This window comes from Chelatococcus sambhunathii (genome assembly GCF_001418005.1).
GTDB lineage: Bacteria > Pseudomonadota > Alphaproteobacteria > Rhizobiales > Beijerinckiaceae > Chelatococcus_A > Chelatococcus_A sambhunathii.
The window spans coordinates 205,014-231,447 of record NZ_LIOL01000005.1 but is presented as its reverse complement, the minus strand read 5'-3'; the positions used below and the strand labels follow the sequence as shown (position 1 = coordinate 231,447).

Below are 26,434 nucleotides of genomic sequence, written 5' to 3'. Positions count from 1 at the left end.
CTGCGGCCCTGTCAGGCCGCAGCGATGCGCCCCTCGGAGACCGCATGGCAGGCGACGCCCGCCTCGAGCGGCGGCACCTCGCGCCGGCAACGGTCGAAGACGAAGGGGCAGCGCGGGTGGAAAGTGCAGCCCGACGGCGGGTTGATGGGGTTCGGGATTTCGCCCTGCACCGCCTCGCGCAGCCGGCCCGTCATGGCGATGTCGGGCACGGCGTTGAGCAGCATGCGCGTGTAGGGGTGCTGCGGTCGGACGAAGAGGTCGCGCCCGCCGCCGATCTCGACGATGCGGCCGAGATACATGACGCCGATGCGGCTCGCCATGTGGCGGACCACCGCGAGATTGTGGCTGATGAAGAGATACGTCAGGCCGAAGCGGTCCTGCAGGTCGCGCATCAGGTTGAGGATCTGCGCCTGCACCGACACGTCGAGGGCCGAGGTCGGTTCGTCGCAGACGATGAACTCGGCCTTGGAGGCAAGCGCCCGGGCGATGGCGATGCGCTGCCGCTGGCCGCCGGAGAACTCGTGCGGAAACTTGGCCCCGTCCGCCGGATGGAGGCCGACGAGCGTCAGCAGCTCGCCCACCCGCTCGTGCACCTCGCGGGCGCTGGCGCTCAGGGAAAAGGCCCGGATCGGCTCGGCGATGATGCGCTCCACGCGCCAGCGCGGATTGAGGCTGGCGTAAGGATCCTGGAAGATCATCTGGATGCGCCGGCGCAGCGCCCGCACGTCCGCCGCGCGGCGCGGATCGTTGATCGGCACGCCGTCGATGACGACCTCGCCAGCCGAGGGCGGCATCAGGCCGACGACCATGCGCGCCACCGTGGACTTGCCGGAGCCCGATTCCCCGACGAGAGCGAAGGTCTCGCCGCGCCGGATGGTGAAGCTGACGTCGTCCACCGCCGTCAGATATTGCTTCTGCCCGCCCTCCAGCATGCGGTTGAGCCAGGGCATGGAGACGTCGAAGACGCGCCTCAAATTGCGCACCGCGACGAAGGGGGTCTCGGTCATGACGCAATCTCCGCATGCGCCTCGTCATAGAGGTGGCAGGCGACCTTGCGCCGGTCACGGTCGAGCGGCTCGGGCCGGTCCACCGCGCAGCGGGCGAAGGCGCGCTCGCAGCGCGGATGGAAGGCGCAGCCTGGCGGAATGGCGGAGAGGCGCGGCATGCTGCCCCGGATCTGCACCAGCCGGTCGGCATGGGTCTCGAGCGAAGGGATGGCGCCCATCAACCCCACCGCATAGGGGTGCAGCGGATGCTTGACCACGTCGCGCACCGGGCCGATCTCGACGATACGGCCCGAATACATCACCGCCACCCGGTCGGCCGTCTCGGCGATGACGCCCATGTCGTGGGTGACGAGCATGACAGCGGTCCCGCGCTCCGCGCACAGGCGCTTGATGAGCGTGATGATTTGCGCCTGGACAGAGACGTCGAGCGCCGTGGTCGGCTCGTCGGCGATGACGAGTTCGGGCTCGGCCGAGAGCGCGAGCGCGATGACGACACGCTGGCGCATGCCGCCGGAGAACTCGTGCGGATAGCCGTCGATGCGCCGGTCGGGCGCCGGGATGCCGACCTCGGCCAGGAGATCGATGGCGCGCCGGCGCGCCTGTCCGGCCGACAGGGGCAGATGCGTCCTGATGGTCTCCACCAGCTGCTCGCCGACGGTGTAGAGCGGATTGAGGCTCGTCAGCGGATCCTGGAAGATCATGCCGATGCGCTTGCCGCGCACGCGGCGCATCGCCTCGGGCGCGAGGTTGTCGATGCGCTCGCCCTTCAGGCGGATCTCGCCCCCGGCGATCCGGCCGGGCGGCTCGATGAGGCCGATGACGGCCGAGCCCGTCACCGACTTGCCGGCACCCGACTCGCCGACGACGCCGAGAACCTCGCCCGGCGCGATATCGAAGGAGACGCCGTCGATAGCTTTCAGCACGCCGCGGCGGGTGACGAATTGGACCTTGAGGTCACGGACGGAGAGGACAGGTTCTGTCATCGGAGCTTCGGGTTCAGGGCATCGCGCAGCCAGTCGCCGAGGAGATTGACGGCGAGGACGAGGGCCGCAAGCGTGAGACCGGGGAAGGCGACGATCCACCACTCGCCGGAGAAGAGATAGTCGTTGCCGATGCGGATGAGGGTACCGAGCGAGGGCTGCGTCGGCGGCAGGCCGACGCCGAGGAAGGACAGGGTCGCCTCGGTAATGACGGCGAGGCCGAGGTTGATCGTAAGAATGACGAGCACCGGCCCGATGACATTGGGCAGCACGTGCCGCGCCATGATGACGATGGGCGAAAGGCCGACGAGCCGTGCCGCCTGGATGTAGTCCTTGTTCTTCTCCACCAGCGTCGAACCGCGGATGGTGCGCGCGTACTGCACCCAGAATGACAGGCCGATGGAGAAGACGAGCACGCCGAAGGCCGTGTCCTCCCGACTCGCTCCCTTGAGCAGCGCATGCACCACGCCGTCGACCAGGAGTGCGATGAGGATGGCCGGGAAGGTAAGCTGCACGTCGGCGATGCGCATGATCACTGCATCGACCCGTCCGCCGACATAGCCGGCGACGAGACCGAGCGTGATGCCGATGGCGGCCGCCATCAGAACGCCGAGCACGCCGATGATGAGCGACACGCGCAGGCCGTAAAGGATGGCCGAGAAGAGGTCCCGCCCCTGGTCGTCCGTACCGAGCAGGAAGCGGGCGTCGCCCGCCGGCAGCCAACGCGGCGGGTTGAGCGAATCGATGAGGAAAACCTGCGCCGGGTCGAACGGATTGTAGGGTGCGATCAGCGGCGCGAAGAGCGCGAGAACCGCGAGCGCGAGCGTGACGAGGGCGGCGAGCACCGTGACACGCGAGGCGAGGAAGCTCGCCGTGAGGTCATGGTCCATCACCCGCGCGAACCAGCCGGGGGACCGGCGCGCCGCCGCCGGCGGGGGCGACTTGGCTTCTTCCTGCGTGACAGAGGGCATCTCGTTCCTCATGCGGCGCGCACCGTGACCTTCAGGCGCGGGTCGACGACCGCGTAGAGAAGATCAACGGCGAGGTTGATGACGACGAAGAGGAAGGCGATCAGCAGCAGGTAGGCGGCCATGATGGGAATATCGACGTTCTGCACCGCCTGCAGGAAGAGCACGCCCATGCCCGGCCACTGGAACACCGTCTCGGTGATGATGGCGAAGGCAATGATGGAGCCGAGCTGCAGGCCCGTGATGGTGATGACCGGCACCAGCGTGTTCTTGAGCGCATGGCCGAAGTTTATGGCCCGGCGCGTCAGCCCACGGGCGCGGGCGAACTTGATGTAATCCGTGCGCAGCACCTCGAGCATCTCGGCACGCACCAGGCGCATGATCAGCGTCATCTGGAAGAGGCCGAGCGTGATCGACGGCAGGATGAGCGCCCTGAGGCCGGAGGTGGTGAGGAAGCCCGTCGTCCACCAGTCGCCAAGCCGCACCACCTCGCCCCGCCCGAAGGAGGGCAGCCAGCCGAGGGTGACGGCGAAGACATAGATGAGCAGGATGCCGATGAGGAAGGTCGGAAGACTGACGCCGACGAGTGAAACCGCCTGAAAGAGCTTGGCGAGCCAGCTGTCGCGCCGGAGCGCCGTGTAGACGCCCATCGGGATGCCGACGACGAGGGCGAAGACGGCGGAGACGAGCGCGAGTTCCAGGGTTGCCGGCATGCGCTCGCCGAGCAGCTTCGTGACCGGCTGGCGGAACTGGTAGGAGATGCCGAAGTCGAGCGTCGCCGCCCGGCCGACATAGCGGGCGAACTGCACGACGAAAGGGTCGTTGAGGCCGAGGCTCTCGCGGATCTGCGCCCGCTCCTCGGCCGAGGCTTCGATGCTGACGATCTGGTTCACCGGATCGCCGACGAAGCGGAACATCGCGAAGGCGATGAAGGCCACCGCCAGCAGCACGCCGATGGACTGGACGAGGCGGCGGATGATGAAGGCAAGCATGGACTGCTCTTCGTGTTGGGCGACGGCGGCCCGCAACCGAGGTGCGGGGCACCGCTCCGGCGCCGGCTCCCGCCGGCCAGATAAACCGCCGCCCTTCCCGTGCCCGGCATCAACGGGCACGGTACTTACGCGAGAGCGCGGGGGCGGTTCGCCTTCGACAAGGCTGCACGCCGGCGTGCAGCCTTTCGCCCCCTTACTCCTTGGTCACCCAGTAGAACAGGAACTGGTTGTCGGCGCGCTGCACCACCTTGGTGTTTTTGGCGACACCCCAGGCCAGCGCCTGCTGATGCAGCGGCACATAGCCCCAGTCCTCTTCCTGGCCGAGGGTATAGGCCGCTTTGATGAGCTCGTTGCGCTTCTTGGTATCCGTCTCGCCGAGGACCTGCTTGATCAATTCCTCCATCTTCGGGTTGCAGTAGTTGCCGAGGTTGTTGTTGCCGCCGTTGCCCTTCTCGTCGCGGCAGCGGTACATGTTGGCGAGGACGTTGTAGGAATCGAAGGAGCCCGGCGTCCACCCCAGCAGGTAGAACGAGGTGTCGTAGCCGCCGGCGGCGAGCACCTTGGCGAAGTACTTGGCCTTGGGCTGGGCGTTGAGGTTCACCTTGATGCCGACGCGTGCCAGCATGCCGACCACCGCCTGGCAGATCCGCTCGTCGTTGACGTAGCGGTCGTTCGGGCAGTCCATACCGACCTCGAAGCCCTCGCCGTAGCCGGCCTCCGCAAGAAGCTTCTTGGCCCCTTCGGGATCGGCTGCAGGTCGCTTGAAGTCCTCCGACAGGTCGAACAGCAGCGGCGAGATCATCAGCGCGCTCGGCGTCGCGGCGCCGCGCATGACCTTGTCCTTGATGACCTCGATGTCGATGGCCTTGTACACGGCCTCGCGCACGCGCTTGTCCTTGAAGGGGTTCTTGCCCTTCACGTTGGAATAGAGGAGTTCGTCGCGATACTGGTCGAAGCCGAGGAAGATGGTGCGCAGTTCCGGCCCCTGCATGACCGAGGCGTTGGCGCTCGCATTGACACGGTCCACGTCCTGCAGCGGCACGGGGTCGATCCAGTCCACCTCGCCGGAGAGAAGGGCGGCGACGCGCGTCGCATCGGAGGCGATCGGCGTGAAGATGGCCTCGGTCAGATTGTGCTGCGGCTTGTCCCACCAGGCCGGGTTGGGTTTCCAGACGGTCTTGACCCCGGGCTGGTGGCTCTCGACCACGAAGGGACCGGTGCCGTTGGCGTTGAGCGCCGCATAGCTCGGCGTGGTCGCGGCAGCGGGGGTCGGCTTGCCGGCGTTGTTCGCCTCCGACCACTCCTTGTCCATGATGTACCAGGTATCCCACTCGTAGTGCAGGATCGGGTTGGGGGCCGGCAGTTCCACGTCGACCGTGTAGTCGTCCACCTTGACGAACTTGGCCTCGGGCGGGATGCGGGTCTTGAGGTCGGACCCGTCGGCACGCACGCGGTCGGCCGAGAACAGCACGTCGTCGGCATTGAAGGCGTTGCCGTTGTGGAATTTCACGCCCTGGCGCAGGTAGAAGCGCCAGCGCTTGCCATCGTCCAGGACCTCCCAGCGTTCGGCGAGGCCCGGAATGATCTTGAGCTCGGGATCGCGTTTGGTGAGGCCCTCGTAGGCCGCGGCATGCATGCCAAGGGTGAAGGTCTCGTTGAGCGTATAAGGATCGAGCGACTTGTAGTCGCCCTGAAAGGCGAAGCGCAGCGTCTTGGCCTGCAGCGGCGCACCGGCCAGCAACAGGCCGGCGAAGGACGCCACGGCAGCCCCCCTGACGAATTTCAGCATGATGGTCCTCTCTGGCACGACCCGTCTTGGCGCGGGTCAAGGCTCGATCTGGGTGGCGGACGCGCCGCCGGCCGTTTCATTCGGCTCTGATGCGAACAATAGACAGTGTCACCTGCAACGGTCTAGTGGCCATTCGGTGCCGTGTCGGACTGCGCATGCGCGCACCGGGCCCTGCGGCCCCGGCCCATGCGCGCTGCGCGGTTGACCTTGCCGGACGGCTTCGTTTTGCTGAGCAAAGCGCGCCCGACCGGGCGCGAGCCAGCCACGAGGGGCCGTTTTTCCCATGCCGAACACCGACCGCATCGCCGCGCTCAAGGACGAGATCACCGCCTGGCGCCGCGATTTTCACAGCAATCCCGAGCTGCTCTACGACGTGCACCGCACCGCCGGCATCGTCGCCGAGAAGCTTGCGTCCTTCGGCTGTGACGAGGTCGTGACCGGTATCGGCCGAACCGGTGTTGTCGGTGTCATCCGCGGGCGCAGGAGCGGCTCGGGCAAGGTCATCGGCCTCAGGGCCGACATGGACGCGTTGCCGATCGAGGAAGAGACGAACCTGCCCTATCGCTCGAAAGTGTCCGGCAAGATGCATGCCTGCGGCCACGACGGCCATACCGCCATGCTGCTCGGCGCGGCGCGCTATCTCGCCGAGACGCGCGACTTCGACGGCACCGTGGTCCTCCTCTTTCAGCCCGCCGAGGAAGGCGGCGGCGGCGCGCGGGCCATGATCGAGGACGGGGTGATGGACCGCTTCGGCGTGCAGGAGGTCTATGGCATGCACAACATGCCGGGACTTCCCGTGGGCTCCTTCGCGCTGCGACCCGGCCCGCTGATGGCGGCGGCGGACCGCTTCCGCATCCGCGTCGAGGGCAAGGGCGGCCATGCCGCCAAGCCCAACGAGACCATCGACACCCTCCTCGTTTCGACCCATATCGTCACGGCCCTGCAGTCGATCGTCTCGCGCAACGCCGACCCGCTCGAATCGGCGGTCGTCTCGGTCACCGCCTTCAAAGCGGGCGAGGCCTTCAACGTCATCCCGCAGACGGCCGAGCTCATGGGCACCGTGCGCACGCTGACGCCGGAGCTGCGCGACCTGTGCGAGACGCGGCTGAAGGAGATCGTCACCACCATCGCGCGGGCCTTCGGCGCCACGGCGACGATCGAGTACGAGCGGGGCTATCCGGTCACGCGCAACCATGCGGCGCAGACGCAATTCGCCGCGGGCATCGCCGCCAAAGTGGCCGCGGGTGCAGGCGCGGTGGACCTTGAGGTGCCGCCGACCATGGGCGCGGAGGACTTCTCCTTCATGCTCGAAGCGCGCCCCGGCGCCTTCATCTTCATGGGCAATGGCGATTCGGCGGGCCTGCACCACCCCGCCTACGACTTCAATGACGAGGCCATCCCCGTCGGCGTCGGCTACTGGGCGACGCTGGTCGAGACGGCAATGCCCGCAAACTGAAGAAACGGGCGCGGCACCTATGCCGCGCCCTAAGCCTTCTCCAGGCCGAGCCGGCGGGCTGCACGCTGCAGCGCGCCGAAGATGAGCGCTGTCGACCAGCCGAAGAGGAGCACGCCGTTCGCCGCCGCCATCGGGCCGAGAAGGCGCCATCCCTCGTCGGGCAGGAGGTCGCCGTAGCCGAGCGTCGTATAATTGACGAAGGCGAAGTAGAAATCATTGCCGCTCGCGGGAGCCGCCCCGATGAGGACATAGACGAGGGCCCACAGCGCCACCTCGGCCATGTGCGTCAGCGTCAGCAGGCCGCCGGTGGTACCCATGACGACGGCGAGCGTCAGCCGGCGATGGCGCCGGTGACCGAGACCGAGCCGGTCAAGCCAATGGACCAGCGCCACCGAGACGAGGGCGTGCAGGCCGACGTTGATCATGCTGACCGACAGGCCGACCGCGATATTCGCCATCATGCCGCTGTCCCCCGGGGATCCGACCGCCCGGTCAGGGCGGCCCGAACCGCTATAGCGGCCCGGATGCGGGACCGGAAGGGGGCGATCGACGCCCTGATCCTCCCCCGCACGGGGGCGGTGGCGCTGCGCAGCAGCGACGGAGGGGGCCGCGGCTCAGATTGTGAACACCATTCCCGTCTTGACCCCACCCGTCTCGCGCCTACGGCGCGATCCACCCTCCCCCAAAGGGGAGGGATCAATTCGCTCCTCATATGCGATTGACCTGATCGCCGCCCTGCCCGGCCTACTCGACGTGCGGCAGCATGAAAGACAGGGTGGCGAACAGGCCCTTGCGGTCGACGTCGGCATCGCCCGGCATCGGCTCGGAGGCGGAGACGGCGATGACGTTGAGGCCGTCGTTGCGCACCACGACGACCACCTTGCCCTCGGCGTCCGTCGTCATCGGCGCGCCGTGGCTCTCGTTGACGTAGTCGGCCATGACGCCCACGCCCGCCAGCGGCTTGCCGTCCTTCAGCACCTGAACGGGCAGGTCGTCGCCCGGCTTCAGCGTCATCGGATCGGCGAGCGGCACGATCTCGAGCGGCAGGCCCTGCGATGCGAGCGGGCCGCCGATGCCGGCGAGGACCGTCGTGTTGTATTTGAGCGAATGGCTGGCGCTCTCGGCATCCGGCACGTCGCGGCGCCCCTTGTTGACCCACTTGCCCTCCCTGGTCTTCGCCCAGAAGCCGCCGTCGAAGACGACGGTGACGACGGCCGCCTCCTCGGCCGGGGCGATGACGACGTTCCTCTCGCGCCGGGCGATCTTCACGGGTGCCGAGGCGCCCGCGGCCGTCCGGGCCGCGACCGCCCTGACCTTGGCAGGATCGTAGGCATCGTCGGAGCCGCCATGGCCGTAGACAATGGCGAGTTCGCCGGTCCGCTGGGCAATCCAGATGCCGTGCGCCTGGGCGAGCGAGGGAAGGGCGAGCGCAAGCGCCGCCGCGAGAGATAGAAGACGCATGAAATGCTCCCAAAAGAAGAAGAAGGGCGTCACGCCGCCATGGCGCGGCGCCAGGTGGGGAAGGGATCGGCCAGGCCGGCGAAATCGGCGGGGTTGAAGCGCAGGGCATCCGGGCTGCCGACGAGACATTCGTCGAGCGCGGCGCGGATGGTCGCCTCGTCGAGGCTGGCGCCGATGAAGACGAGCTCCTGCCGGCGGTCGCCCCACACGCGGTGCCAGTGGCGGGCGATGAGCCCCTTCCAGCTCTCGTGGTGCGGCCATTGCGCGCGCGGGACCGCGGCCCACCAGAAGCCGACCGCCTCCGTGCGGCAGATGGCGCCGGCGAGGCTCATCTCGCCCACCCAGTCCGGCCGCGTCGCCAGCCAGAAATGGCCCTTGGCACGGATGAGGCCCGGCCAGGTGCGGGCGAGAAAGGCGCTGAACTTTTCGGGATGGAACGGCCGTCGCGCCCGGTAGACGAAGCTCGTAATGCCGTATTCCTCGGTCTCCGGCACATGGTCGGCACGGCCGAAGAGCTCCTTGTACCAGAGCGGATGGCGGGCGGCCTCCTCCTCGTCGAAGAGGCCGGTGTCGAGGATGGCCTCCGGCTCGACGCGGCAGAAATGCGTCTCGATCAGCCGGGCCGTCGGATTGAGCGCCTTGACGATGGTGCGGGCGCTCTCGCGCTGCCCGGGCGTCGCATCGCCGACCTTGTTGAGGACGATCACGTCGGCGAACTCGATCTGGTCGACGAGCAGGTCAACGAGCGTGCGCTCGTCCTCCTCGCCGGCGGTCTCGCCGCGGTCGCTGAGAAAATCGCGGCTGCCGTAGTCCCGGGTCAGGTTCACCGCATCGACGACGGTGACCATGGTGTCGAGCCGGGCAACGTCCGACAGCGAGCGGTTCTCGCCATCGCGGAAGGAGAAGGTCGCCGCGATCGGCAGCGGCTCGGCAATGCCGGTGCCCTCGATGACCAGATAGTCGAAGCGCCCCGCCTCGGCGAGGCGGCGCACCTCCTCGAGCAGTCGTCGCGCAGCGTGCAGCAGATGCAGCCGTTGGGCATCTCCACGAGGCGCTCGCCCGTGCGCGCCAGGTCGGCGTCGCCGGCACGCACGAGGTCGGCATCGATGTTCACCTCGCTCATGTCGTTGACGATGACGGCCATGCGCCGCCCGTCGCGGTTGTTGAGCAGGTGATTGAGCAGCGTCGTCTTGCCGGCACCGAGGAAGCCCGAGAGGACGGTGACCGGAAGACGTCCGTCGACGGTCATGGCAATCTCCAGAATGTAACGTTGTAACGTTACATATCGAAGCTGCCGGACAATGGCAAGAGGGGCCGCAGCCCGTCAGGCCGGTGAGCGATGGTCCTCGTGCAGGCACTGGCCGTGGTCGGCCAGAATCTCGATGACGCGGCAATCGGCGATGGTGCCGTCGCCGCAATGGTCGAGCATGCGGGCGATCTCGTCGCGCAGGGCCACGAGCTGGGCGATGCGCCGCTCGACATCCTTGAGATGCGCACGGGCGATGGCGTCGGCGCCCGAACAGGAGGCTGCCGGGTCGGCCGCCATGGCGATGAGATCGCGGATCGCGTCGACGGAAAAGCCGAGGTCACGGGCGTGCCGGATGAAGCGCAGGCGCCGCACCGCCGTGCCGTCATAGCGCCGCTGCCGGCCCTCGGTGCGCGGCGGCGGCAGCAGGAGGCCGATCTTCTCGTAATAGCGGATGGTCTCGATATTGACGCCCGTCGCCTGCGACAGGGCACCGATCGACAGGTCCTCGGGCATCGTCGTCTCCATACCTGTAAACGCTACAGATATGGACGGACCAGGCGGCCCGCAAGCTCAGCCCCACGGGCCATGCGGCGGCGCCGTGCCGGAGGGAGATGGGTCGGCGTCTGGCCGCCCTGTGATGTGAGGTACTGTCTCGGCCGGCTCGGGCCGCCGGCCGCCGGCAAAGCGCACGAGGGCATCGATACGATCCTCGATGGAGGGATGCGTCGCGAAGAGGTCCGCAAAGCCCGAGCGCGGGTTGTCGACGCACATCTCCATGAGGCCGGACGGCACGTTCGCCAATTCCCCGCGGCCCGAGATCTTGAGCAGCGCCCCGATCATGGCATCCGGGTTCTTGGTGAGCTCCACCGCCCCCGCATCGGCGAGATATTCGCGCGAGCGCGACAGCGCAAAGCGGATGAGGATCGACAGGAACCACGAGAGGAGGATGAGGACGACGGCGATGAGGATGGCGATGGCCGCCGCCCCGCCGCCGCCCTTGCGGCCGCCCGACGATGAAGAGGAGGACGGCCGGGACGACCCGCCGCGCCACGAGCCGCGCCACGACATGCGCGTCAGGCCGCGGAACATGAGCTCCCCGAAGAAGGAGACGACCCCCGCGATGACGACGGCGATGACCATCAGGCGCACGTCGCCGTTGCGGATATGGGTGAGCTCGTGCGCGAGCACGGCCTCCATCTCGGCATCGGTCAGCGCGCCCATGAGCCCGCGCGTCACGGTGACGGCATATTGCTCCTCGTTGAGCCCGGTGGCGAAGGCGTTGAGCGCCTCGCTCTCCATGACGCTGAGGCGCGGCATGGGCAGGCCGCGCGAGATGCATAGGTTCTCGAGCAGGTTGTAGAGCTTCGGCTCCTCCTCGCGCGTCACCCTGTGCGAGCCGGTCAGAAGCGCGATCATGCCCTGGTGGAACTTCCAGGCGACGGCGAGCCACAGTCCCGTGCCGAGGGTGACCCACGGAAAGGCGGTGAGGAGACCGCCGAACGCACCGCGCAGATAGCCGTCGAGCGTGTCGTCCCGCGTCATCGCCTCGGCAATGAGCGCCCCGGCATAGGTCAGCACATAGACGAGCAGGAACAGCCCGGCGAGCAGCAATCCCGAGCGGATGCGGTTGTTGCGGATGTGGCTGTAGAGGCCGAAGGCGGGCAGCATGCCCGGCCCCCCTCGTCAGAACTTGACCTGCGGGGCGATGTCGAGCTGCTGGCGCGCCGTTTCGCCCACGTCGAAGAACTCGCGCTGGGTGAAGCCGAAGCTCGCGGCGAACAGCACGGCCGGGAAGGCCTGGATGGCAGCGTTGTATTCCGACACGGCATTGTTGAAGAAGCGCCGCGCCGCCGCGAGCTTGTTCTCGATGTCGGAGAGATCGACCTGCAGCTGCTGGAAATTGCTGTTGGCCTTGAGGTCGGGATAGGCCTCGGCGAGGGCGATGAGGCGCCCGAGTGCGCCGCTCAGGGCCTGCTCGGCCGCCGCCTGCTGGGCCGGGCCGTGCGCGCCGAGCGCGGCATTGCGGGCCTGCACGACGGCGTCGAGCGTGCCGCGCTCGTGGGCGGCATAGCCCTTCACGGTCTCGACGAGGTTGGGGATGAGATCGTGCCGCTGCTTCAGCTGGACGTCGATGTCGGCAAAGGCCTGGTTGACCCGCTGACGCAGCGACACGAGGCCGTTGTAGACCATGATCGCATAAAGCACCGCCACGACGACGATGCCGAGAATCGCCCATTCCATCGCAAGACCCTCCTCTGCGCCGCGGCCGGCCGCAGCGGGGCGACGATGCCACGCGCGCAGACGCGCGAAAAGACCGCGTGCGGCATGAGATCATTCAGTCCCGGGCGGCGGGCCGGCGGAAGGTCTCCACCTGCGAGCGGCTGCCGTCGGCGAAGACGAGTTGCACGGAAACGGTGCGCGTGTCGTCGGGGACGATGAGATAGGGCCGCACGTTCGCCGGCACCGCATAAGGATTGCTCTCGTCGCAGGGCGGCAATGGCAGCACGGTCTCCAGCGGACCGCCGTCGATGCCCATCACCGCCCTCTGCAGAGCGCAGCGGTAGCTGACGAGGTGGGTATAGTAGACGAGCGTCGGCCCGTCGGCGCGGAAGGCGATCCAGGCGCCCGGGGTCTGCCTGAGCGCGTCGCGCTGGCCGGCGACGAGCGCCGCATGCGGGTCGAAGTCGATGACGAAGGGCCCGACCGGCCGGCCGGCCGCATCGTCGTACATGACGTAGACGGAGGTCTTCTCCTGGTCGGCCGGCAGGGGAAAGCTCGTCAGCGGCGCCGGCTTGCCGGTGCGCGGGTCGAGGACCTGGCTCGTGCCCGTTACGCGGAATTCGCCCGTGTCGCCAATGCGGTAGCTGATGGCCGTCGCAGGCTCGGGCATGGACAGCGCGGCATGCCAGCCGGCGTTCGAGCGCGTGAAGGAGGCGACCGGCCGCGTCGTGCCGGTGGCGAAGAAGGCCTCCGTCTCGCCCCGGCGCCGGCGCGCATCGTCGAGCCACTCGGCCAGCACCGACTGGTCGAGGAAGAAGGGCGGCAGCCGCCCCTCCTCGTCCGCGGCGAGGAAGCGCTCGAGCGCCTCGAATTCCAGCCGCCGGTCGGTCAGCGTGCGGGTGCCGAGGCGCCCTTCGCCATATTCGCCGGCGAGCAGGTAGAAGGTCGGAGCGAAATCGGGATGGGCGGCGGCGAAGGCCTCGACCTTCGTCCGCCGCTCGGCCCCCTCGAACTGCAAGGCATGGACGAGGGCGGCCGCGCGCGTCGCGCGACGCGCGAGAAGCTCGCCGAAAACCTCCCGCGCGCCGGCCCGCCCCTCCCCTGCGCGCAGCAGCGCCGCAAGGCGCAGGAGGGGATCGATCTGCTCGCCGCCGAGGCGGGCGAGGGCGAGATAGGCACGGCGTGCCTCGGGTGTGTCGCCGCGCGCTTCATAGAGTCGGGCGTTATGGTAGAGTTCGGCGGCGGTCGAGGCGTCGGGCACGATGCCGCCGCGCCGGGCAAGGGCGGCGAAGGCGGCGGCCGGGTCCTGCTCGTCGGGCCCCGCGGCGCCGGTGGCATGGCCGGACGGCGGCGTGCCTGCGGTCGGCGGGGTTGTCGAGGGCGCCCGGCCGGTCAGCGCGCCGGCGGCCCACAGGACGACCGCGACGGCGACAACCACGGCCGCAGCAAGCGCCATCAGCATCGGGGCGCCGGGCCGCGGCAGGGCCGCGAAAAGGCCCCCCAAAGCGCGCCTGTCGGCGACCTCCGCGACCTGCTGCGGCCAAGCGACGACGAAGGCGTGCACGGGCTGCGGAATGTTCTTCACCTCACGCGCGCCGATGTCGCGGAAGGGCACGGAAATCTTGTTCGCCACCGTCTCGTGCACCGAGCGCGAGACGCAGATGCCGCCGGGCTCGGCGAGGCTCTCGAGGCGCGCGGCGATGTTGACGCCGTCACCCAGCATGTCGCCATCCCGCTCGACCACGTCGCCGATGCTGATGCCGATGCGGAACTGCAGCCGCCGATTGGCGGGCAGGCACAGGTTGCGGGTGCGCAGCGATTCCTGGATGTCGATGGCGCAGCGCGTCGCTTCCACTGCGCTGTCGAAGGCGCACATCACCGAATCGCCGGCTGTGTTGAAGATGCGCCCACCGTGCCGGCCGACGAATTCGTCGAACACTTCGCGATAGGCGGCGAGCCGCTGCAGTGTCTCCTCCTCCGCCTCGGCGACGAGCCGCGAATAGCCGGCCACGTCGGCGGCGAGAATGGCGGCGATTCTGCGCTTCATGCCCGAAGGCTCCGGTCCGGCGATGAGCAAGAACTAGAGCAGGCCCCGACCACCATCCGTGCCGAAACGCACATCCCGGCGCGCATCGCCGCCCTCCTGCTCGCAACCGGCTCAGCGCGGCGCGCGCTTGGCGAGGATCCGCTGCAGGGTCCGCCGGTGCATGTTGAGCCGGCGCGCCGTCTCGGAGACGTTGCGGCCGCACAATTCGTAGACCCGCTGGATGTGCTCCCAGCGCACCCGATCCGCCGACATCGGGTTTTCGGGCGGAGCGGCGCGAACCCCGCCACGCGCCATCAGGGCGGCGTGGATCTCGTCCGCATCGGCCGGCTTGGCGAGATAGTCGTAGGCGCCGAGCTTCACGGCCGAGACGGCAGTGGCGATATTGCCGTAACCGGTCAGCATGATACCGCGGGCGTCGGGCCGGCGCTCCTTGAGGCGCGTGACGACATCGAGGCCGTTGCCGTCGCCGAGCCGCATGTCGATCACCGCGAAGGCCGGCGGATCCTCGTCGATGGCAGCGAGCCCCTCGGCCACCGACTCGGCGGTCCGCACGGAATAACCGCGGCTCTCCATGGCGCGCGCCAAGCGCGTCAGGAATGGCCGATCGTCGTCGACTATGAGGAGACTCTGGTCGGAACCGGGCTCGCTCGCACTCACCTGCATCATCAACCTCGCTTTGACAGCTGCGCGCGTGCGCGCCAGCTGCACATTTCGACCTCCCGACCCTATAGATAGGACGTTTCGCCTTCCTGTCACGAAAAACCGTGCCGTCAGGCCGCCACACTGGTGCGTTCGAAGGCCGCGCGCGGCCAGGAGACCGTCACGACGGCGCCCTGGGCCGGTGCGGCTGCATTGCGGAAGGCAAGCGTCGCGCCCGAGCGCTCGAGCAGCGTCTTGGCGATGAAAAGGCCGAGGCCGAGGCCCGAGGCCTCGCCGCCGGCCCGCCGGCCGACGCCACGGGTGGTGACGTATGGTTCCCCGAGGCGCAGCAGCACCTCCGGGGCAAAGCCGGCCCCGTCGTCGGCCACGGTGATGGCTACGGTCTCCGCGTCCCAATGGGCACGGATGTCGACCCTGGAACGGGCGAAATCGAGCGCGTTGTCGACGAGATTGCCGAGCCCGTAGAGCATGCCGGGATTGCGGCGGCAGACCGGCTCCGGCGGCTCGCCCGACAAGGACACCGAGATCGGCACGCCGAAGGGCCGCTGCGGCCCGGCCACTTCCTCGATGAGGTGGTGCAGGGTCAGGCTTTCCAGCGGGCTCGCGTCCTCCGTGCCGAGGGAGGTGAGCTTGCCGAGGATGCCGCGGCAGCGCTCCACCTGCTCGCGCAGCAGCGCGATGTCCTCGCCCATGGCGCTCTCGGGGGAGGCCTGCCGGCTGAGCTCCTTGGCGACGAGCGCGATGGTGGCGAGCGGCGTGCCGAGCTCGTGGGCGGCGGCGGCCGCAAGACCGTCGAGCTGCGATAGGTGCTGCTCACGCGCCAGAACCAGCTCGGTCGCGCTCAGCGCGTCGGCGAGCTGGCGAGCCTCCTCAGCGACACGCCAGGCATAGATGCCCGTGAAGCTCAGCCCGAGGAAAATCGCGGCCCAGATACCGGCAGTATAGAGAAAGGGCAGCTGGAACACCTCACCGGGCTGCCAGGGAAGCGGCTGATGCAGGAAGGCGAGTCCGGTGGCGCAGGCCATGGCGAGGAGCCCGAGCGCCAGGGTCCGCCAAGGCGGCAGCGCCGTCGCCGAGATGAGGACCGGCGCGAGGAACAGCAGCGAGAACGGGTTGTCCAGCCCGCCCGTCAGATAGAGCAGCGCCGCAAGCTGCAGGATGTCATAGCCGAGCAGCACCGATGCCGCGCCATCGCCAAGGCGGTGGCTGACCGGATAGCGGATGCGCAGGGCGATGTTGAGCCAAGCCGAGACGGCGATGACGAGGAAGCACAGGCCGAACGGCAGGGGAAAACCGAGGCCGAAGTGAACGCCGGCTACCGCCGTGCTCTGGCCGATGACGGCTAGCCAGCGCAGGCGCACCAGCGTGTCGAGCCGCAGCTGCTGCGCGTGTCGGAAGTCGACGAAGGCTTTGTCGGCCATCGGCATGTCCTGCCCTCCTCGCTGCCATCCCTGCGCGCGGCATGAAACGGGCATCGAACCCTGCCCCGGGCCTACCAAGCACGCTGCGCGCGCGTGCACAATGATCGCCTCGTATTCCCATGTGCGTTGCAATAGGCGACAGGCATTCTTTCCGATGGATCAAAGCTGTCCCTTGGACGATTGTTTAATAGGTTGTTGATAACTTAAAGGTTTGAATCGATCCAAATCGGCGATACAGTCGAGGCGATATTGCACTGCAGCATCGCATGTGATTCGCTGCAGCGCGCAAACGAATCTAAGGAGGTGGGAATGAATCTCGCCTACTACTGGTACGAGGCGGCGCATGCGGCGGTCGGTCCCGCCCGGCTCCTGTCCGGCGCGACCCAGGCCGTCTTCTCCGACCCTGCCAACCCCTTGACGAACACTCCCTACGGGCGCTCGGTCTCGGCGGCCTGCGAATTGTTCGAACGGTCGACGCGCCGCTACGGCAAGCCCGAGTTCGGCTTCACGACCACTGCCGTCGGCGGGCAGCGCGCCCGTGTGCGCGAGCGCATCGTCTGGCAGCGACCGTTCTGCAATCTCGTCCATTTCGACCGGTCGATGCCGGGAGGTACCCCGAACCAGCCGAAGATGCTCGTGGTGGCGCCCATGTCGGGTCACTATGCGACGCTGCTGCGCGGAACGGTCGAGACCTTCCTGCCGACGCACGAGGTCTACATCACCGATTGGGCGGACGCGCGCATGATCCCGCTGTCCGAGGGCCGGTTCGACCTCGACGATTACATCGACTACGTCATCTCCATGCTGCATGTGCTCGGCCCGGACGTGCATGTCCTCGCCGTCTGTCAGCCGGCGGTGCCGGTGATCGCCGCCATCGCGCGCATGGAAGCGCAGAATGACCCGTTCGTGCCCCGCTCGATGACGCTGATGGGCGGTCCGATCGACACGCGCCGCTCACCGACGGCCGTGAACAAGCTCGCCGAGGAGCGCGGCACCGAGTGGTTCCGCCGCAACTGCATCTTCCGCGTGCCGTTCCCGAACCCGGGCTTCATGCGCTCGGTCTACCCCGGCTTCCTGCAGCTCTCGGGCTTCATGGCCATGAACCTCGACCGGCACATCTCGGCCCATCTCGAGATGTTCAACCACCTCGTCGAGGGCGACGGCGATTCGGCCGACAAGCACCGGGACTTCTACGACGAATATCTCGCCGTCATGGACCTCACGGCGGAGTTCTACCTGCAGACGGTCGACACGGTCTTCGTCCGCCAGGCCCTGCCGAAAGGCGAGATGATGCACCGCGACAAGCCGGTCGACCTCACCGCCATCCGCCGCGTCGCGCTGATGACGGTGGAGGGCGAGAAGGACGACATCTCGGGTGTCGGGCAGACTGAGGCGGCACACGACCTGTGCGTCAACATCCCGGTGGAGATGCGGGTCCATCACCTGCAGAAGAGCGTCGGACACTACGGCGTGTTCAACGGCTCGCGCTTCCGCGCCGAGATCGCGCCGCGCATCGCCGATTTCATCGCCACGATCGAAGCGATGCACGGCAAGAGGAAGCCGCGGCGCGTCGCAGCCGAGTGAGCGGACGGGCCACGGCCCTCCGCATTTCTGGTGACGGGTTCCGGCCGAATCGCCATCATCCGCTCATGCGAAGCCTCTTCCGGCGCATCAAGCCTCCCGACGATCGCACCGGCGATCCGGACCATATCCTCGTCCGCCATGCGGGCGAGGACTACCGGGTCACGGTGAAGCGGCGCGCCGGCGCGCGGCGGATCACGCTGCGCGTCTCGGGAGCGACCGGCGAGGCCATCCTCACCCTGCCGGAGCGCACGCCACTCACACGCGCCCGGCAATTCGCCGACGCCCACGGCGGCTGGCTGGCGACGCGACTCGAGCGGGTGCCGGAGCGCGTGCCCCTGCTGCCCGGCGCGCTGGTGCCGCTACGCGGCGAGCTGCACCGCATCGTCCACCTTGCGGGACAGCGCTCGCCCGCCGCGGCGGGACGCGACGGCGACGGGGCGGCCATCATCAGCGTCGGCGGCGAGGCGGCGCACGTGCCGCGGCGGCTGCGCGATTTCCTCGTGCGCGAGGCCGAGCGCGACCTGCGGGCAGCGGTCGAGCGGCACGCGAACACCCTCGGCCGCAAGGCGAGCGCCGTCACCATCCGCGACACGACGAGCCGCTGGGGCTCATGCAGCGCCGCGGGGCGCCTCAACTTCTCCTGGCGGCTTATCCTCGCGCCGCCCTTCGTGCTCGATTATCTCGCCGCGCACGAGGTGGCGCATCTCAAGGAGATGAACCATTCCGTGCGCTTCTGGCGGCTGACGAAGGCATTGTGCCCGCGTACGGACGAGGCCGAGGCCTGGCTCAAGCGCCATGGCACCGCCCTCCATCGCTACGGCTGAAGGCTCGACAGGCGCCCGCGACGCCTAGAGGATGATGCCTTCACTCCCGGCTGGCCGGTTCCCATGCGCCTTTCACCCGACACCCTCGCGATGACCGCGACGCTTGCCCTGCTGACCGCGCTCGGGCCACTGTCGACGGACATGTACCTGCCCTCGCTGCCCGCCATTGCCGCCTTCTTCAATACCGGCGCGGCCGACGTGCAGATGACCTTGTCCGCCTTCCTCTTCGGCTTCGCGGCCGGCCAGTTCGTGCACGGGCCGCTGTCCGACCATTACGGCCGCCGGCCGGTGCTGCTCGCCGGACTCGGTCTCTTCGCCGCAGCGACCGCAGCCTGCGCACTGGCTCCCTCGATCGAATGGCTGACAGCTGCGCGCTTCGCCCAGGCGCTCGGCGCCTCGGGGCCGATCGTGCTCGCCCGCGCGGTCGTGCGCGATCTCTACGAGGGGCCGCGGGCGGGACGCGAACTCTCCCGCATGGGCACGATCATGGGCCTCGTGCCAGCGCTCGCTCCTGCCCTCGGCGGCGTCCTGCAGGCGCACTACGGCTGGCGGGCGAGCTTCGTCGTCGCCCTCGCCTGCGGTCTCGTTCTCGCCGCCGTCGTGGCCGCAGCCTTGCCCGAGACCCTGCGGCGCCGCCCCGAAGGGCAGCTGTCGCTGGCCCGCATCGGCGGCGAATTCCGCATCGTCATCGCGAGCCGGCTCTACCGCGTCTACGTCGGCCTCGCCGCCCTGACCTATGCCGGGCTGTTCAGCTTCATCTCCGGCTCGTCCTTCGTGCTGCAGAATCTCTATGGCCTCGGCGAGATCGCCTTCGGCCTGTCCTTCGGCACCGTGGTGATCGGCTATATCAGCGGCACGGTGCTGGCCCAGCGGCTCGTCGGCCGACACGGGCTCGACGGCACCATCGCCCTCGGCACGGCCTGCCTCGCCGCCGGCGGCCTCGTGATGCTGGCGTTCGCGCTCGCTGGCGTCGCCTCGGTCTTTGCCGTGGTCCTGCCCATGGCCGTCTACACCTTCGGCGTCGGCCTCGTTATGCCGCAGACAGCAGCGTCAGCCATGATGCCCTTTCCGGAGCGGGCAGGTGCGGCCTCCTCCCTGCTCGGCATCTGCCAGATGACATTTGCGGCCCTCATCGGGCTCTATGTCGGCCACGTCGTGGCCGACTCCGCCGTGCCACTCGCGGCGACCATCGCGATGATCGGGGTCGGGGCCCTTGCCCTCTTCACGGGTAGCCGGCACATCCGCGCCGGGGCCTGATCGCCTCACCCGCCGAAGAGCATCTCCAGCAGACCGCGCTGACGCTGTGGCGCAGCAGCCTGGGCAGGCGGGCTGCCGACGGTCGCCGGCGGAGGAGCACCGGCATAGCCACCATCAGCGACGAGCGCTTCGTCGTCGGCGGGCGGCAGGCGGTTGAACGGCCCGCCGGGCAGCGGCACCGGAGATTGGCCCTTCAGGGCCGCGGTCATGTAGGTCTTCCAGATCTCGGCGGGCAAGTTTGCGCCCGAGGCCTTCTTCGTCGGCTTGCTGTCGTCGTTGCCGAGCCAAACGCCGGTGACGAGGCTGCCAGTATAGCCGAGGAACCAGGCGTCACGGTATTCCTGGCTGGTGCCGGTCTTGCCGGCGGCCTCCCAGCCCGCGATCTCGGCACGGCGGCCGGTGCCCGTCAGCAGGGTCTGGCGCAGCATCATGTTCATGTCCGCCACGTGCTGCTGTTCGATGACGCGGCCGAGGTCGGTCGGCGTGCGCTGGAACAGCACCTTGCCGTCCGGCGTCTTCACCTCGCGGATGAGATAGGGGATGACGCCGGTGCCGCCGTTGGCGAAGGCGGCATAGGCGGCGACGAGCTCGATGGGCCGCACCTCGGAGGTGCCGAGCGACAGCGACAGGTTGGGCTGCAGCGGCGAGGTGATGCCGAGCCGCTGCGCCGTGCGCACCACCGCCTTGGGCCCCATCTCGGCGATGAGCTGCGCCGTGACCGTGTTGATCGACCGCGCCAGTGCCGTCGTCAGCGTCACGGGGCCGGCATATTTGCGGCTCGCATTCTCGGGGCGCCAGCCGTTGAGGTTGACCGGCCCGTCCTCGCGCACCGTGTCCGGCGTCAGCCCGTTCTCGAGCGCGGCGAGATAGACGAAGGGCTTGAAGGAGGAGCCCGGCTGGCGCATCGCCACGGTCGCGCGGTTGAACTGGCTCTGGCCGTAGTTGCGACCGCCGACAAGGGCGCGGATGCCGCCGTCGGTGGCGAGCGAGACGAGGGCCCCCTGGCCGACACCGTACTTGCCGCCCTGCTTGTCGAGCGCCTCGACGAGCGCTCTCTCGGCCGCGCGCTGCATGCCGACATCGATGGTCGTCTCGACCACGACGTCCTGCTGGACGGGACCAATGAAGTCTTCCAGCACATCCATGACGTAATCGGCGGCATAGTTGGCCGAGCCGGCGCCGCGCGGCTTGATGGCCGTGGCCGGCTCCATCAGCGCGCTCTTGGCCGCGGCCTCGGTGATGAAGCCCTCGTCCGCCATGGCCGAGAGCACGAGCTGGGCTCGCTTCTCGGCCCCGTCCGGGTTGCGGTTGGGGGCAAGGCGCGACGGGGCCTGGACGAGGCCGGCCAGCATCGCCGCCTCGGACAGGGACACCTCGCGGGCCGACTTGCCGAAATAGCGCAGAGCCGCCGCCTCGACGCCGTAGGAGCCGGCACCGAAATAGACCCGGTTGAGATAGAGCTCCAGGATCTCGTTCTTGGTGAACTTCTGCTCCAGCCACAGCGCCAGGATCGCCTCCTGGATCTTGCGCGAGATCGTGCGGTCCTGGGTGAGGAAGAGATTCTTGGCGAGCTGTTGCGTCAGCGTGGAACCGCCTTGGGTGACGCCGCGCGAGGTCACGTTGCGCAACATGGCGCGCGTGATGCCGAGCGGATCGACGCCGAAATGGTCGTAGAAGCGCCGGTCCTCGATGGCGATGAAGGCCTTCGGCAAATAGGGCGGCAGTTCGGAAAGCTTCACCTCGCGCCCGCCCATGTCGCCGCGGTTGGCGATCAGTGTTCCGTCGGAAGCGGCAATGGCGACGTTCGGCGGACGCTTCGGCACCGTCAGCTGGTCGATGGGCGGCAGCTGCGCGAAATGATAGGCGACGACGCCCGCAACGGCGATGCCGCACCAGATGGCGAGCACGACGCAGCTGCGCACGACCCAGCCGAGGAACGAGCGCCGCCGGCGGCCGCCGCCGCGACGCGCCCCGCCCGAGCCACTACCCCCGCTGCCGCGCCCGCCGCTCTTGCGGAAGCGGTGACCCGCCGCATGCCTCGCCATCACGTCATCCTCGTGGAAAAGGTCGTCCTCGGGAAGGCCCTCCCCCAGGTTGCCGCCGGGAGCCTCCGTGCGGGCAGGTGCCGCCGAGAACGCTGGCTCGCGCCGCTCCTGCGGACGGTCCGGCGACGGGCGGGCCGTGCGGCGCGGCGCGCCGATGGCGATACCAGTGGGCCGGTCGTCCGGCGACAGGCGCAGGTCGAACCCGTCATTGACGGTACCGGGCCGCGTCTGACCCTGCGAACCGGGCATGGGCCGCCGATCGTGCCATTGGTTGAACGCCATGTCTCTCCGTTTGCACGAGCCGCAACGCGCGGCCACTTGCAGGGCAGCGTCTCAACCAAGCTATAAATGTGGCGGATTAAGGGGCGGTTACCCCGGCGTCGCCCGGGGACCGCTGGAGTGCGGCACGGCCGCAACACCCGCAGAACAATACGGCCTGCCGTGCCGTCCTGCGCGATTTTGCCTGAATTCCGGCTTTACGGGCTGTCATATGAAAGAGCGATTCGGCATTCGCCGGATTCTGGTTCAACCTCAGGTAACATTCCTTCTTCCGCCGGCTGGCGCGATTTCGCTCCGGGCGGCAGCAATGGCGCCCGCTCCGAAAGACGCATGACCAGCATCGTCGTTCTCAACTCTCTGCTTCTGTTCGGCGCGGGCCTGGTCGTCGTGGGCATCGCTTCGAGCCTCGTCGCCTCGCGCTTCGGCGCGCCGCTGCTGCTCGTCTTCCTCGCCATCGGCATGCTGGCGGGCGAGAACGGCATCGGCGGCATTCACTTCAGCGACTACCGCGCCACCTATCTCGTCGGCTCGCTGTCGCTCGCCATCATCCTCTTCGACGGCGGGTTGCGCACGCGTTTCGCCGGCATCCGCGGGGCCGTCGCGCCGGCAGCGCTGCTGGCCACGGCCGGGGTCGTCATCACGGCGGGGCTGACCGGGCTCGTCGCCATGCTGGTGCTCGACCTGCGGCCGATCGAGGCGCTGCTCGTCGGCTCGGTGGTCGCCTCGACGGATGCGGCTGCGGTCTTCTTCCTGCTGCGTGCCGGCGGCCTGCAGCTGAAACGACGGGTCAACGCGACGCTGGAGGTCGAATCGGCGACCAACGATCCGGCCGCCGTTTTCCTCGTCGTCCTTCTGGTGCAGCTCATCGGCGCGGACGGCACCTCGTCCGTGGCCGACCTCGTCGATCTCCTGCTGCGTCAGGGCATTGTCGGTGCGGCGGCGGGGATCGCGGGCGGCTTCGCCATCACCTTCGTGCTCAACCGCGTCACCTTTCCCTCGGGCCTGCACCCCTTGCTCGTCGTCGCCAGCGCCGTCGCGATCTATGCGATGACGTCGCTCGCCAGCGGGTCGGGATTTCTCGCCGTCTACCTCGCCGGAATCATCGTGGGCAACCGGCCCGTCAGGGCCTTCGCCTCGATCCTGAGCTTCCACAACGCGGCGACCTGGCTGTGCCAGATCGTCATGTTCCTGATGCTCGGCCTGCTCGTGACGCCCGCCGATCTTCTCGGGCATGCCGTGCCGGCGCTGGCGATCGCACTCTTCCTCATCTTCATCGGACGCCCCGTGGCGGTCTGGCTTTGTCTGACGCCCTTCCGCTTCCCGGTGCGCGAGAAGCTCTTCATCTCCTGGGTCGGCCTGCGCGGGGCCGTTTCGATCTTCCTTGCCGCCATCCCCATGTTGTCGCAGCTGCCGCAGGCTGAGGTCTATTTCAACGTCGCCTTCTTCGTCGTGCTGGTCTCATTGCTTCTGCAGGGCTGGACCGTGACCCGCGCGGCGCAGAGCACCGGCGTGGCGCTCGCCGACCCGGCGCCGGAGGTGAGCCGCGTCGAGATCGACCTGCCGGGCCAGCTCGACTACGAGATGGTTGGCTATCCCGTGCTCGCCGACAGCCCGGTGATGGACCGGGGCGGGCTGCCGCCCTGGGCGCGCGCGGTGCTCATCGTGCGGCGCAACGCCGTCCTCACCCCGGAGGAGGCCGGGGTGCTGCGCGTCGGCGACTACGGCTATTTCCTGGCACCGCCGCAGCGCGTCAACCGGCTCGACCGCCTGTTCGCCCCCTTCGAGGGCCACCAGGGGCGGGCCTCGGCCGGCGTGTTCAGCTTCGGTCCGGAGATCAGGCTGGGTGAGCTTGCGCAAACCTACGGCATCGCAGTCGACGAGGACATCAGCGACCAGACGGTTGGCAGCCTGTTCAGCGACACCTTCGAGGAGGGGGTGCGCGAGGGCGACCGCATCGCGCTCGGCCCGGTGACGCTCGTCGCCCGCGGCGTCGACGACGGCGTCGCCCATACGATCTCGCTCATCCTCGACAGCGAGGATGCGGATGTGGCCGCCGTTGTACCGACGACGCGGGTGGAGCGCCTGATGGCCGGGACGCTTGCGCGCCTCGCCCCGCTGCAGGTCCGCCTCACCGGAATCGCCGGCCGTCTCGCGCACCGGCTGCGAGCCGCTCTCTCGAAGCGCGACGAGCGCCTCTGACGGGCCCGCTTTAGGGCGCCGCCCGGAGGCGCGGGCGCGTCTCGCGCACCGGCAAGCCGTTGATCAGGCCGCGATCGACAGATCGGGGCCGGCCGAACGCACGTCGGCGTCGACGTGATCCTCGAACTTCTTGAAATTGTCCCGGAACATGCCGACGAGGCGCTTCGCCATCTCGGCGAACTCGGCCTTGCTGGCCCAGGTCTTCACCGGATAGAGGATGTGCGGCTCGACACCGGGCACTGACGTCGGCACGGCGAAGCCGAAATAGGGATCCTGCCGGAAGTCGGCCCGGTTCAGCGAGCCGTCGAGCGCCGCCGTCAGGAGCCGCCTTGTGACGCGGATCGGCATGCGCCGGCCGACGCCGTACTTGCCGCCCGTCCAGCCGGTGTTGACGAGCCAGCAATCGACCCCGTGCTTGGCGATGAGGTCGCGCAGCAGATTGCCGTAGACCGAGGGGTGGCGCGGCATGAACGGCGCGCCGAAGCAGGTCGAGAAGGTGGCCTCAGGATCCTTCACGCCCTTCTCCGTGCCGGCGACCTTCGCCGTGTAGCCGGAGAGGAAGTGATACATGGCCTGGGCCGGCGTCAGCTTGGCGATGGGCGGCAGGATGCCGAAGGCGTCGCAGGTGAGCATGACGATATTCTTCGGCATGCCAGCGCGGCCCGTTGCGCTCGCATTCGGGATGAAGTCGAGCGGATAGGCGCAGCGCGTGTTCTCGGTCTTCGAGCCGTCGTCGAAATCCGGCGCGCGCGTCAGCGGATCGAGCGCGACGTTCTCGAGGATGGTGCCGAAGCGCTCGGTGGTCGCGTAGATCTCGGGCTCGGCCTCGCGCGACAGGCGGATGGTCTTGGCATAGCAGCCGCCCTCGAAATTGAAGACGCCGCCGGCGCTCCAGCCGTGCTCGTCGTCGCCGATGAGCGTGCGCGAGGGATCGGCCGACAGCGTCGTCTTGCCGGTGCCGGACAGGCCGAAGAAGACCGCGACATCGCCGCGCTCGCCGGCATTGGCGGAGCAGTGCATCGGCATCACGCCCTTTCCGGGCAGGGCGTAGTTGAGGAAGGTGAAGACCGACTTCTTCATCTCGCCGGCATAGGACGTGCCGCCGATGAGGACGATGCCGCGCGAGAAATCACAGGCGATCACGGTCTGCGAGCGCACGCCGTGGCGCGCGGGATCGGCCCGGAAGGACGGCAGGTCGACGATGGTGAGCTGCGGCGCGAAGCGGGCGAGCTCACTCTCGTCGGGGCGGATCAGGAGGTTGCGGATGAAGAGCGAGTGCCACGCATATTCCGTGAAGACACGGGCATTGACGCGATAGGCCGGGTCGGCCCCGCCGTAGAGATCCTGCGCAAAGAGTTCCTTGCCCTCGGCATGGGCGAGGAAATCGGCGAGCAGCGTGTCGAACTGATCCGGCGTGATGGCGCCGTTGTTGTCCCACCAGACCTCATCGCGCGTCGCATCGTCCTTGACGATGAACTTGTCCTTCGGGCTGCGGCCGGTATGGACGCCGGTCTCAGCCGCGAGCGCGCCGCCCCTGGCGAGCACCGCCTCGCCGCGCTTGAGCGCTTCTTCGTAGAGGCGCGGGGCCTCGAAATTCCAGAAAACGCGCTTGAGCCGTTTGAAGCCGAAGCTCTCGGCGCCGCATGCGCCGTTGAATACGCCGACGTTGTCCACGAATGACCTCCTTGCGCCCCCGCCGCCACGCATGATGGACCTCAAGGCCGCGAGGCCTCCACGTCCGCGCACCGCAGCCGCCGGAACCATCGATGCCCGGCATATGGCAGACTTTCAAGTGCGGGGACAGGCTGCTCGTTCCATCGAATCGATTGAAGGGAATTGCTTCCTTGCCGGCAACGGTGCGCGGCCGCGAAGCGTGACCGGGAAGATCCGGCCCTCCCTTCTCGCGGCGCCGCGGCGTTGAAGCACAATCGCACCCGCCGTCATGCCCGCGCTCGTCGCGGGCATCCACGCGGTAGAACGTTCTACAACGTCAAAG

The 26,434-nt window shown here is 68.5% G+C and carries 20 protein-coding genes and 1 pseudogene; 5 read left to right on the top strand and 16 right to left on the bottom strand.

The window, feature by feature from the left end; all coding sequences use genetic code 11:
• Nucleotides 1-11: 11 nt before the first annotated feature.
• The 5 genes from ASC46_RS12145 to ASC46_RS12125 all read right to left on the bottom strand — a co-directional run bounded on the left by ASC46_RS12145 (nt 12) and on the right by ASC46_RS12125 (nt 5,736).
• Nucleotides 12-1,007 carry an ABC transporter ATP-binding protein gene (locus ASC46_RS12145; protein ID WP_055459560.1) on the bottom strand — a complete coding sequence of 332 codons (996 nt, stop codon included), beginning with the start codon at nt 1,005-1,007 and terminating at the stop codon, nt 12-14.
• Nucleotides 1,004-1,990: an ABC transporter ATP-binding protein gene (locus ASC46_RS12140; RefSeq protein WP_055459559.1), complete on the bottom strand. Its 987-nt coding sequence runs from the start codon at nt 1,988-1,990 to the stop codon at nt 1,004-1,006. The genes ASC46_RS12145 and ASC46_RS12140 overlap by 4 nt, the downstream gene beginning before the upstream one ends.
• Complete coding sequence (locus tag ASC46_RS12135) at nt 1,987-2,958, bottom strand: ABC transporter permease (protein WP_063186856.1); 972 nt, start codon at nt 2,956-2,958, stop codon at nt 1,987-1,989. Before ASC46_RS12135 ends, ASC46_RS12140 begins: the two co-directional genes overlap by 4 nt.
• A gap of 8 nt (nt 2,959-2,966) precedes the next feature.
• Nucleotides 2,967-3,947: an ABC transporter permease gene (locus ASC46_RS12130; RefSeq protein ID WP_055459557.1), complete on the bottom strand. Its 981-nt coding sequence runs from the start codon at nt 3,945-3,947 to the stop codon at nt 2,967-2,969.
• Between the two features lie 193 nt (nt 3,948-4,140).
• Nucleotides 4,141-5,736 carry an ABC transporter substrate-binding protein gene (locus tag ASC46_RS12125; protein WP_055459556.1) on the bottom strand — a complete coding sequence of 532 codons (1,596 nt, stop codon included), beginning with the start codon at nt 5,734-5,736 and terminating at the stop codon, nt 4,141-4,143.
• 283 nt (nt 5,737-6,019) lie between these two features.
• Between ASC46_RS12125 and ASC46_RS12120 the strand changes: the two genes are divergently transcribed.
• Nucleotides 6,020-7,192 carry a M20 aminoacylase family protein gene (locus tag ASC46_RS12120; RefSeq protein WP_055459555.1) on the top strand — a complete coding sequence of 391 codons (1,173 nt, stop codon included), beginning with the start codon at nt 6,020-6,022 and terminating at the stop codon, nt 7,190-7,192.
• Between the two features lie 29 nt (nt 7,193-7,221).
• On the opposite strand, the gene ASC46_RS12115 is transcribed toward ASC46_RS12120, so the two are convergent.
• The 9 genes and pseudogenes from ASC46_RS12115 to ASC46_RS12075 all read right to left on the bottom strand — a co-directional run bounded on the left by ASC46_RS12115 (nt 7,222) and on the right by ASC46_RS12075 (nt 16,250).
• On the bottom strand, nt 7,222-7,653 hold the full coding sequence (locus tag ASC46_RS12115; protein WP_055459554.1) for a potassium channel family protein: 432 nt from the start codon (nt 7,651-7,653) through the stop codon (nt 7,222-7,224).
• A gap of 283 nt (nt 7,654-7,936) precedes the next feature.
• A complete protein-coding gene (locus tag ASC46_RS12110) occupies nt 7,937-8,653 on the bottom strand; it encodes a DUF4198 domain-containing protein (RefSeq protein WP_072249500.1) in 717 nt (238 codons plus the stop codon).
• 29 nt (nt 8,654-8,682) lie between these two features.
• Nucleotides 8,683-9,902: pseudogene (locus ASC46_RS12105) on the bottom strand (GTP-binding protein).
• A 75-nt stretch (nt 9,903-9,977) separates the two neighbouring features.
• Nucleotides 9,978-10,415 carry a MerR family transcriptional regulator gene (locus tag ASC46_RS12100; RefSeq protein WP_055459552.1) on the bottom strand — a complete coding sequence of 146 codons (438 nt, stop codon included), beginning with the start codon at nt 10,413-10,415 and terminating at the stop codon, nt 9,978-9,980.
• A gap of 57 nt (nt 10,416-10,472) precedes the next feature.
• The gene (locus tag ASC46_RS12095) at nt 10,473-11,567 is read right to left on the bottom strand and encodes a M48 family metallopeptidase (RefSeq protein WP_245280541.1); all 1,095 of its coding nucleotides are present in this window, start codon (nt 11,565-11,567) and stop codon (nt 10,473-10,475) included.
• 18 nt (nt 11,568-11,585) lie between these two features.
• Nucleotides 11,586-12,143: a LemA family protein gene (locus tag ASC46_RS12090; protein ID WP_055459550.1), complete on the bottom strand. Its 558-nt coding sequence runs from the start codon at nt 12,141-12,143 to the stop codon at nt 11,586-11,588.
• A 94-nt stretch (nt 12,144-12,237) separates the two neighbouring features.
• Nucleotides 12,238-14,169 (bottom strand): adenylate/guanylate cyclase domain-containing protein, encoded by a 1,932-nt coding sequence (locus ASC46_RS20865; RefSeq protein WP_082464817.1) that lies wholly within the window; start codon nt 14,167-14,169, stop codon nt 12,238-12,240.
• Between the two features lie 111 nt (nt 14,170-14,280).
• Nucleotides 14,281-14,835 carry an ActR/PrrA/RegA family redox response regulator transcription factor gene (locus ASC46_RS12080; RefSeq protein ID WP_055459549.1) on the bottom strand — a complete coding sequence of 185 codons (555 nt, stop codon included), beginning with the start codon at nt 14,833-14,835 and terminating at the stop codon, nt 14,281-14,283.
• Nucleotides 14,836-14,939: 104 nt separating this feature from the next.
• A complete protein-coding gene (locus ASC46_RS12075; RefSeq protein WP_055459653.1) occupies nt 14,940-16,250 on the bottom strand; it encodes an ActS/PrrB/RegB family redox-sensitive histidine kinase in 1,311 nt (436 codons plus the stop codon).
• Nucleotides 16,251-16,559: 309 nt separating this feature from the next.
• Between ASC46_RS12075 and ASC46_RS12070 the strand changes: the two genes are divergently transcribed.
• The 3 genes from ASC46_RS12070 to ASC46_RS12060 all read left to right on the top strand — a co-directional run bounded on the left by ASC46_RS12070 (nt 16,560) and on the right by ASC46_RS12060 (nt 19,915).
• Complete coding sequence (locus ASC46_RS12070) at nt 16,560-17,834, top strand: polyhydroxyalkanoate depolymerase (RefSeq protein WP_055459548.1); 1,275 nt, start codon at nt 16,560-16,562, stop codon at nt 17,832-17,834.
• 65 nt (nt 17,835-17,899) lie between these two features.
• Nucleotides 17,900-18,658, top strand: coding sequence for a M48 family metallopeptidase (locus ASC46_RS12065; RefSeq protein ID WP_055459547.1), 759 nt, complete (start codon nt 17,900-17,902; stop codon nt 18,656-18,658).
• Between the two features lie 90 nt (nt 18,659-18,748).
• Nucleotides 18,749-19,915 (top strand): multidrug effflux MFS transporter, encoded by a 1,167-nt coding sequence (locus ASC46_RS12060; protein ID WP_055459652.1) that lies wholly within the window; start codon nt 18,749-18,751, stop codon nt 19,913-19,915.
• A gap of 5 nt (nt 19,916-19,920) precedes the next feature.
• Here ASC46_RS12060 and ASC46_RS12055 read toward each other — a convergent pair whose 3' ends face one another.
• Nucleotides 19,921-21,960 (bottom strand): transglycosylase domain-containing protein, encoded by a 2,040-nt coding sequence (locus tag ASC46_RS12055; protein WP_082464822.1) that lies wholly within the window; start codon nt 21,958-21,960, stop codon nt 19,921-19,923.
• Nucleotides 21,961-22,569: 609 nt separating this feature from the next.
• Between ASC46_RS12055 and ASC46_RS12050 the strand changes: the two genes are divergently transcribed.
• Nucleotides 22,570-24,438 carry a potassium/proton antiporter gene (locus ASC46_RS12050; RefSeq protein WP_055459545.1) on the top strand — a complete coding sequence of 623 codons (1,869 nt, stop codon included), beginning with the start codon at nt 22,570-22,572 and terminating at the stop codon, nt 24,436-24,438.
• Between the two features lie 63 nt (nt 24,439-24,501).
• Here ASC46_RS12050 and ASC46_RS12045 read toward each other — a convergent pair whose 3' ends face one another.
• Nucleotides 24,502-26,145: a phosphoenolpyruvate carboxykinase gene (locus ASC46_RS12045; RefSeq protein WP_425349136.1), complete on the bottom strand. Its 1,644-nt coding sequence runs from the start codon at nt 26,143-26,145 to the stop codon at nt 24,502-24,504.
• Between the last annotated feature and the right edge of the window lie 289 nt (nt 26,146-26,434).

What these genes read in the sequence shown, in the direction of transcription:
- ASC46_RS12145 (WP_055459560.1), bottom strand. Translation starts at nt 1,007, where the DNA reads ATGACCGAGACCCCCTTCGTCGCGGTGCGCAATTTGAGGCGCGTCTTC.
- ASC46_RS12125 (WP_055459556.1), bottom strand. Translation starts at nt 5,736, where the DNA reads ATGCTGAAATTCGTCAGGGGGGCTGCCGTGGCGTCCTTCGCCGGCCTG.
- ASC46_RS12070 (WP_055459548.1), top strand. Translation starts at nt 16,560, where the DNA reads ATGAATCTCGCCTACTACTGGTACGAGGCGGCGCATGCGGCGGTCGGT.
- ASC46_RS12055 (WP_082464822.1), bottom strand. Translation starts at nt 21,960, where the DNA reads ATGGCGAGGCATGCGGCGGGTCACCGCTTCCGCAAGAGCGGCGGGCGC.
- ASC46_RS12135 (WP_063186856.1), bottom strand. Translation starts at nt 2,958, where the DNA reads ATGCCCTCTGTCACGCAGGAAGAAGCCAAGTCGCCCCCGCCGGCGGCG.
- ASC46_RS12140 (WP_055459559.1), bottom strand. Translation starts at nt 1,990, where the DNA reads ATGACAGAACCTGTCCTCTCCGTCCGTGACCTCAAGGTCCAATTCGTC.
- ASC46_RS20865 (WP_082464817.1), bottom strand. Translation starts at nt 14,169, where the DNA reads ATGAAGCGCAGAATCGCCGCCATTCTCGCCGCCGACGTGGCCGGCTAT.
- ASC46_RS12120 (WP_055459555.1), top strand. Translation starts at nt 6,020, where the DNA reads ATGCCGAACACCGACCGCATCGCCGCGCTCAAGGACGAGATCACCGCC.
- ASC46_RS12110 (WP_072249500.1), bottom strand. Translation starts at nt 8,653, where the DNA reads ATGCGTCTTCTATCTCTCGCGGCGGCGCTTGCGCTCGCCCTTCCCTCG.
- ASC46_RS12090 (WP_055459550.1), bottom strand. Translation starts at nt 12,143, where the DNA reads ATGGAATGGGCGATTCTCGGCATCGTCGTCGTGGCGGTGCTTTATGCG.
- ASC46_RS12060 (WP_055459652.1), top strand. Translation starts at nt 18,749, where the DNA reads ATGACCGCGACGCTTGCCCTGCTGACCGCGCTCGGGCCACTGTCGACG.
- ASC46_RS12075 (WP_055459653.1), bottom strand. Translation starts at nt 16,250, where the DNA reads ATGGCCGACAAAGCCTTCGTCGACTTCCGACACGCGCAGCAGCTGCGG.
- ASC46_RS12045 (WP_425349136.1), bottom strand. Translation starts at nt 26,145, where the DNA reads ATGCGTGGCGGCGGGGGCGCAAGGAGGTCATTCGTGGACAACGTCGGC.
- ASC46_RS12115 (WP_055459554.1), bottom strand. Translation starts at nt 7,653, where the DNA reads ATGATGGCGAATATCGCGGTCGGCCTGTCGGTCAGCATGATCAACGTC.
- ASC46_RS12100 (WP_055459552.1), bottom strand. Translation starts at nt 10,415, where the DNA reads ATGCCCGAGGACCTGTCGATCGGTGCCCTGTCGCAGGCGACGGGCGTC.
- ASC46_RS12130 (WP_055459557.1), bottom strand. Translation starts at nt 3,947, where the DNA reads ATGCTTGCCTTCATCATCCGCCGCCTCGTCCAGTCCATCGGCGTGCTG.
- ASC46_RS12065 (WP_055459547.1), top strand. Translation starts at nt 17,900, where the DNA reads ATGCGAAGCCTCTTCCGGCGCATCAAGCCTCCCGACGATCGCACCGGC.
- ASC46_RS12050 (WP_055459545.1), top strand. Translation starts at nt 22,570, where the DNA reads ATGACCAGCATCGTCGTTCTCAACTCTCTGCTTCTGTTCGGCGCGGGC.
- ASC46_RS12080 (WP_055459549.1), bottom strand. Translation starts at nt 14,835, where the DNA reads ATGATGCAGGTGAGTGCGAGCGAGCCCGGTTCCGACCAGAGTCTCCTC.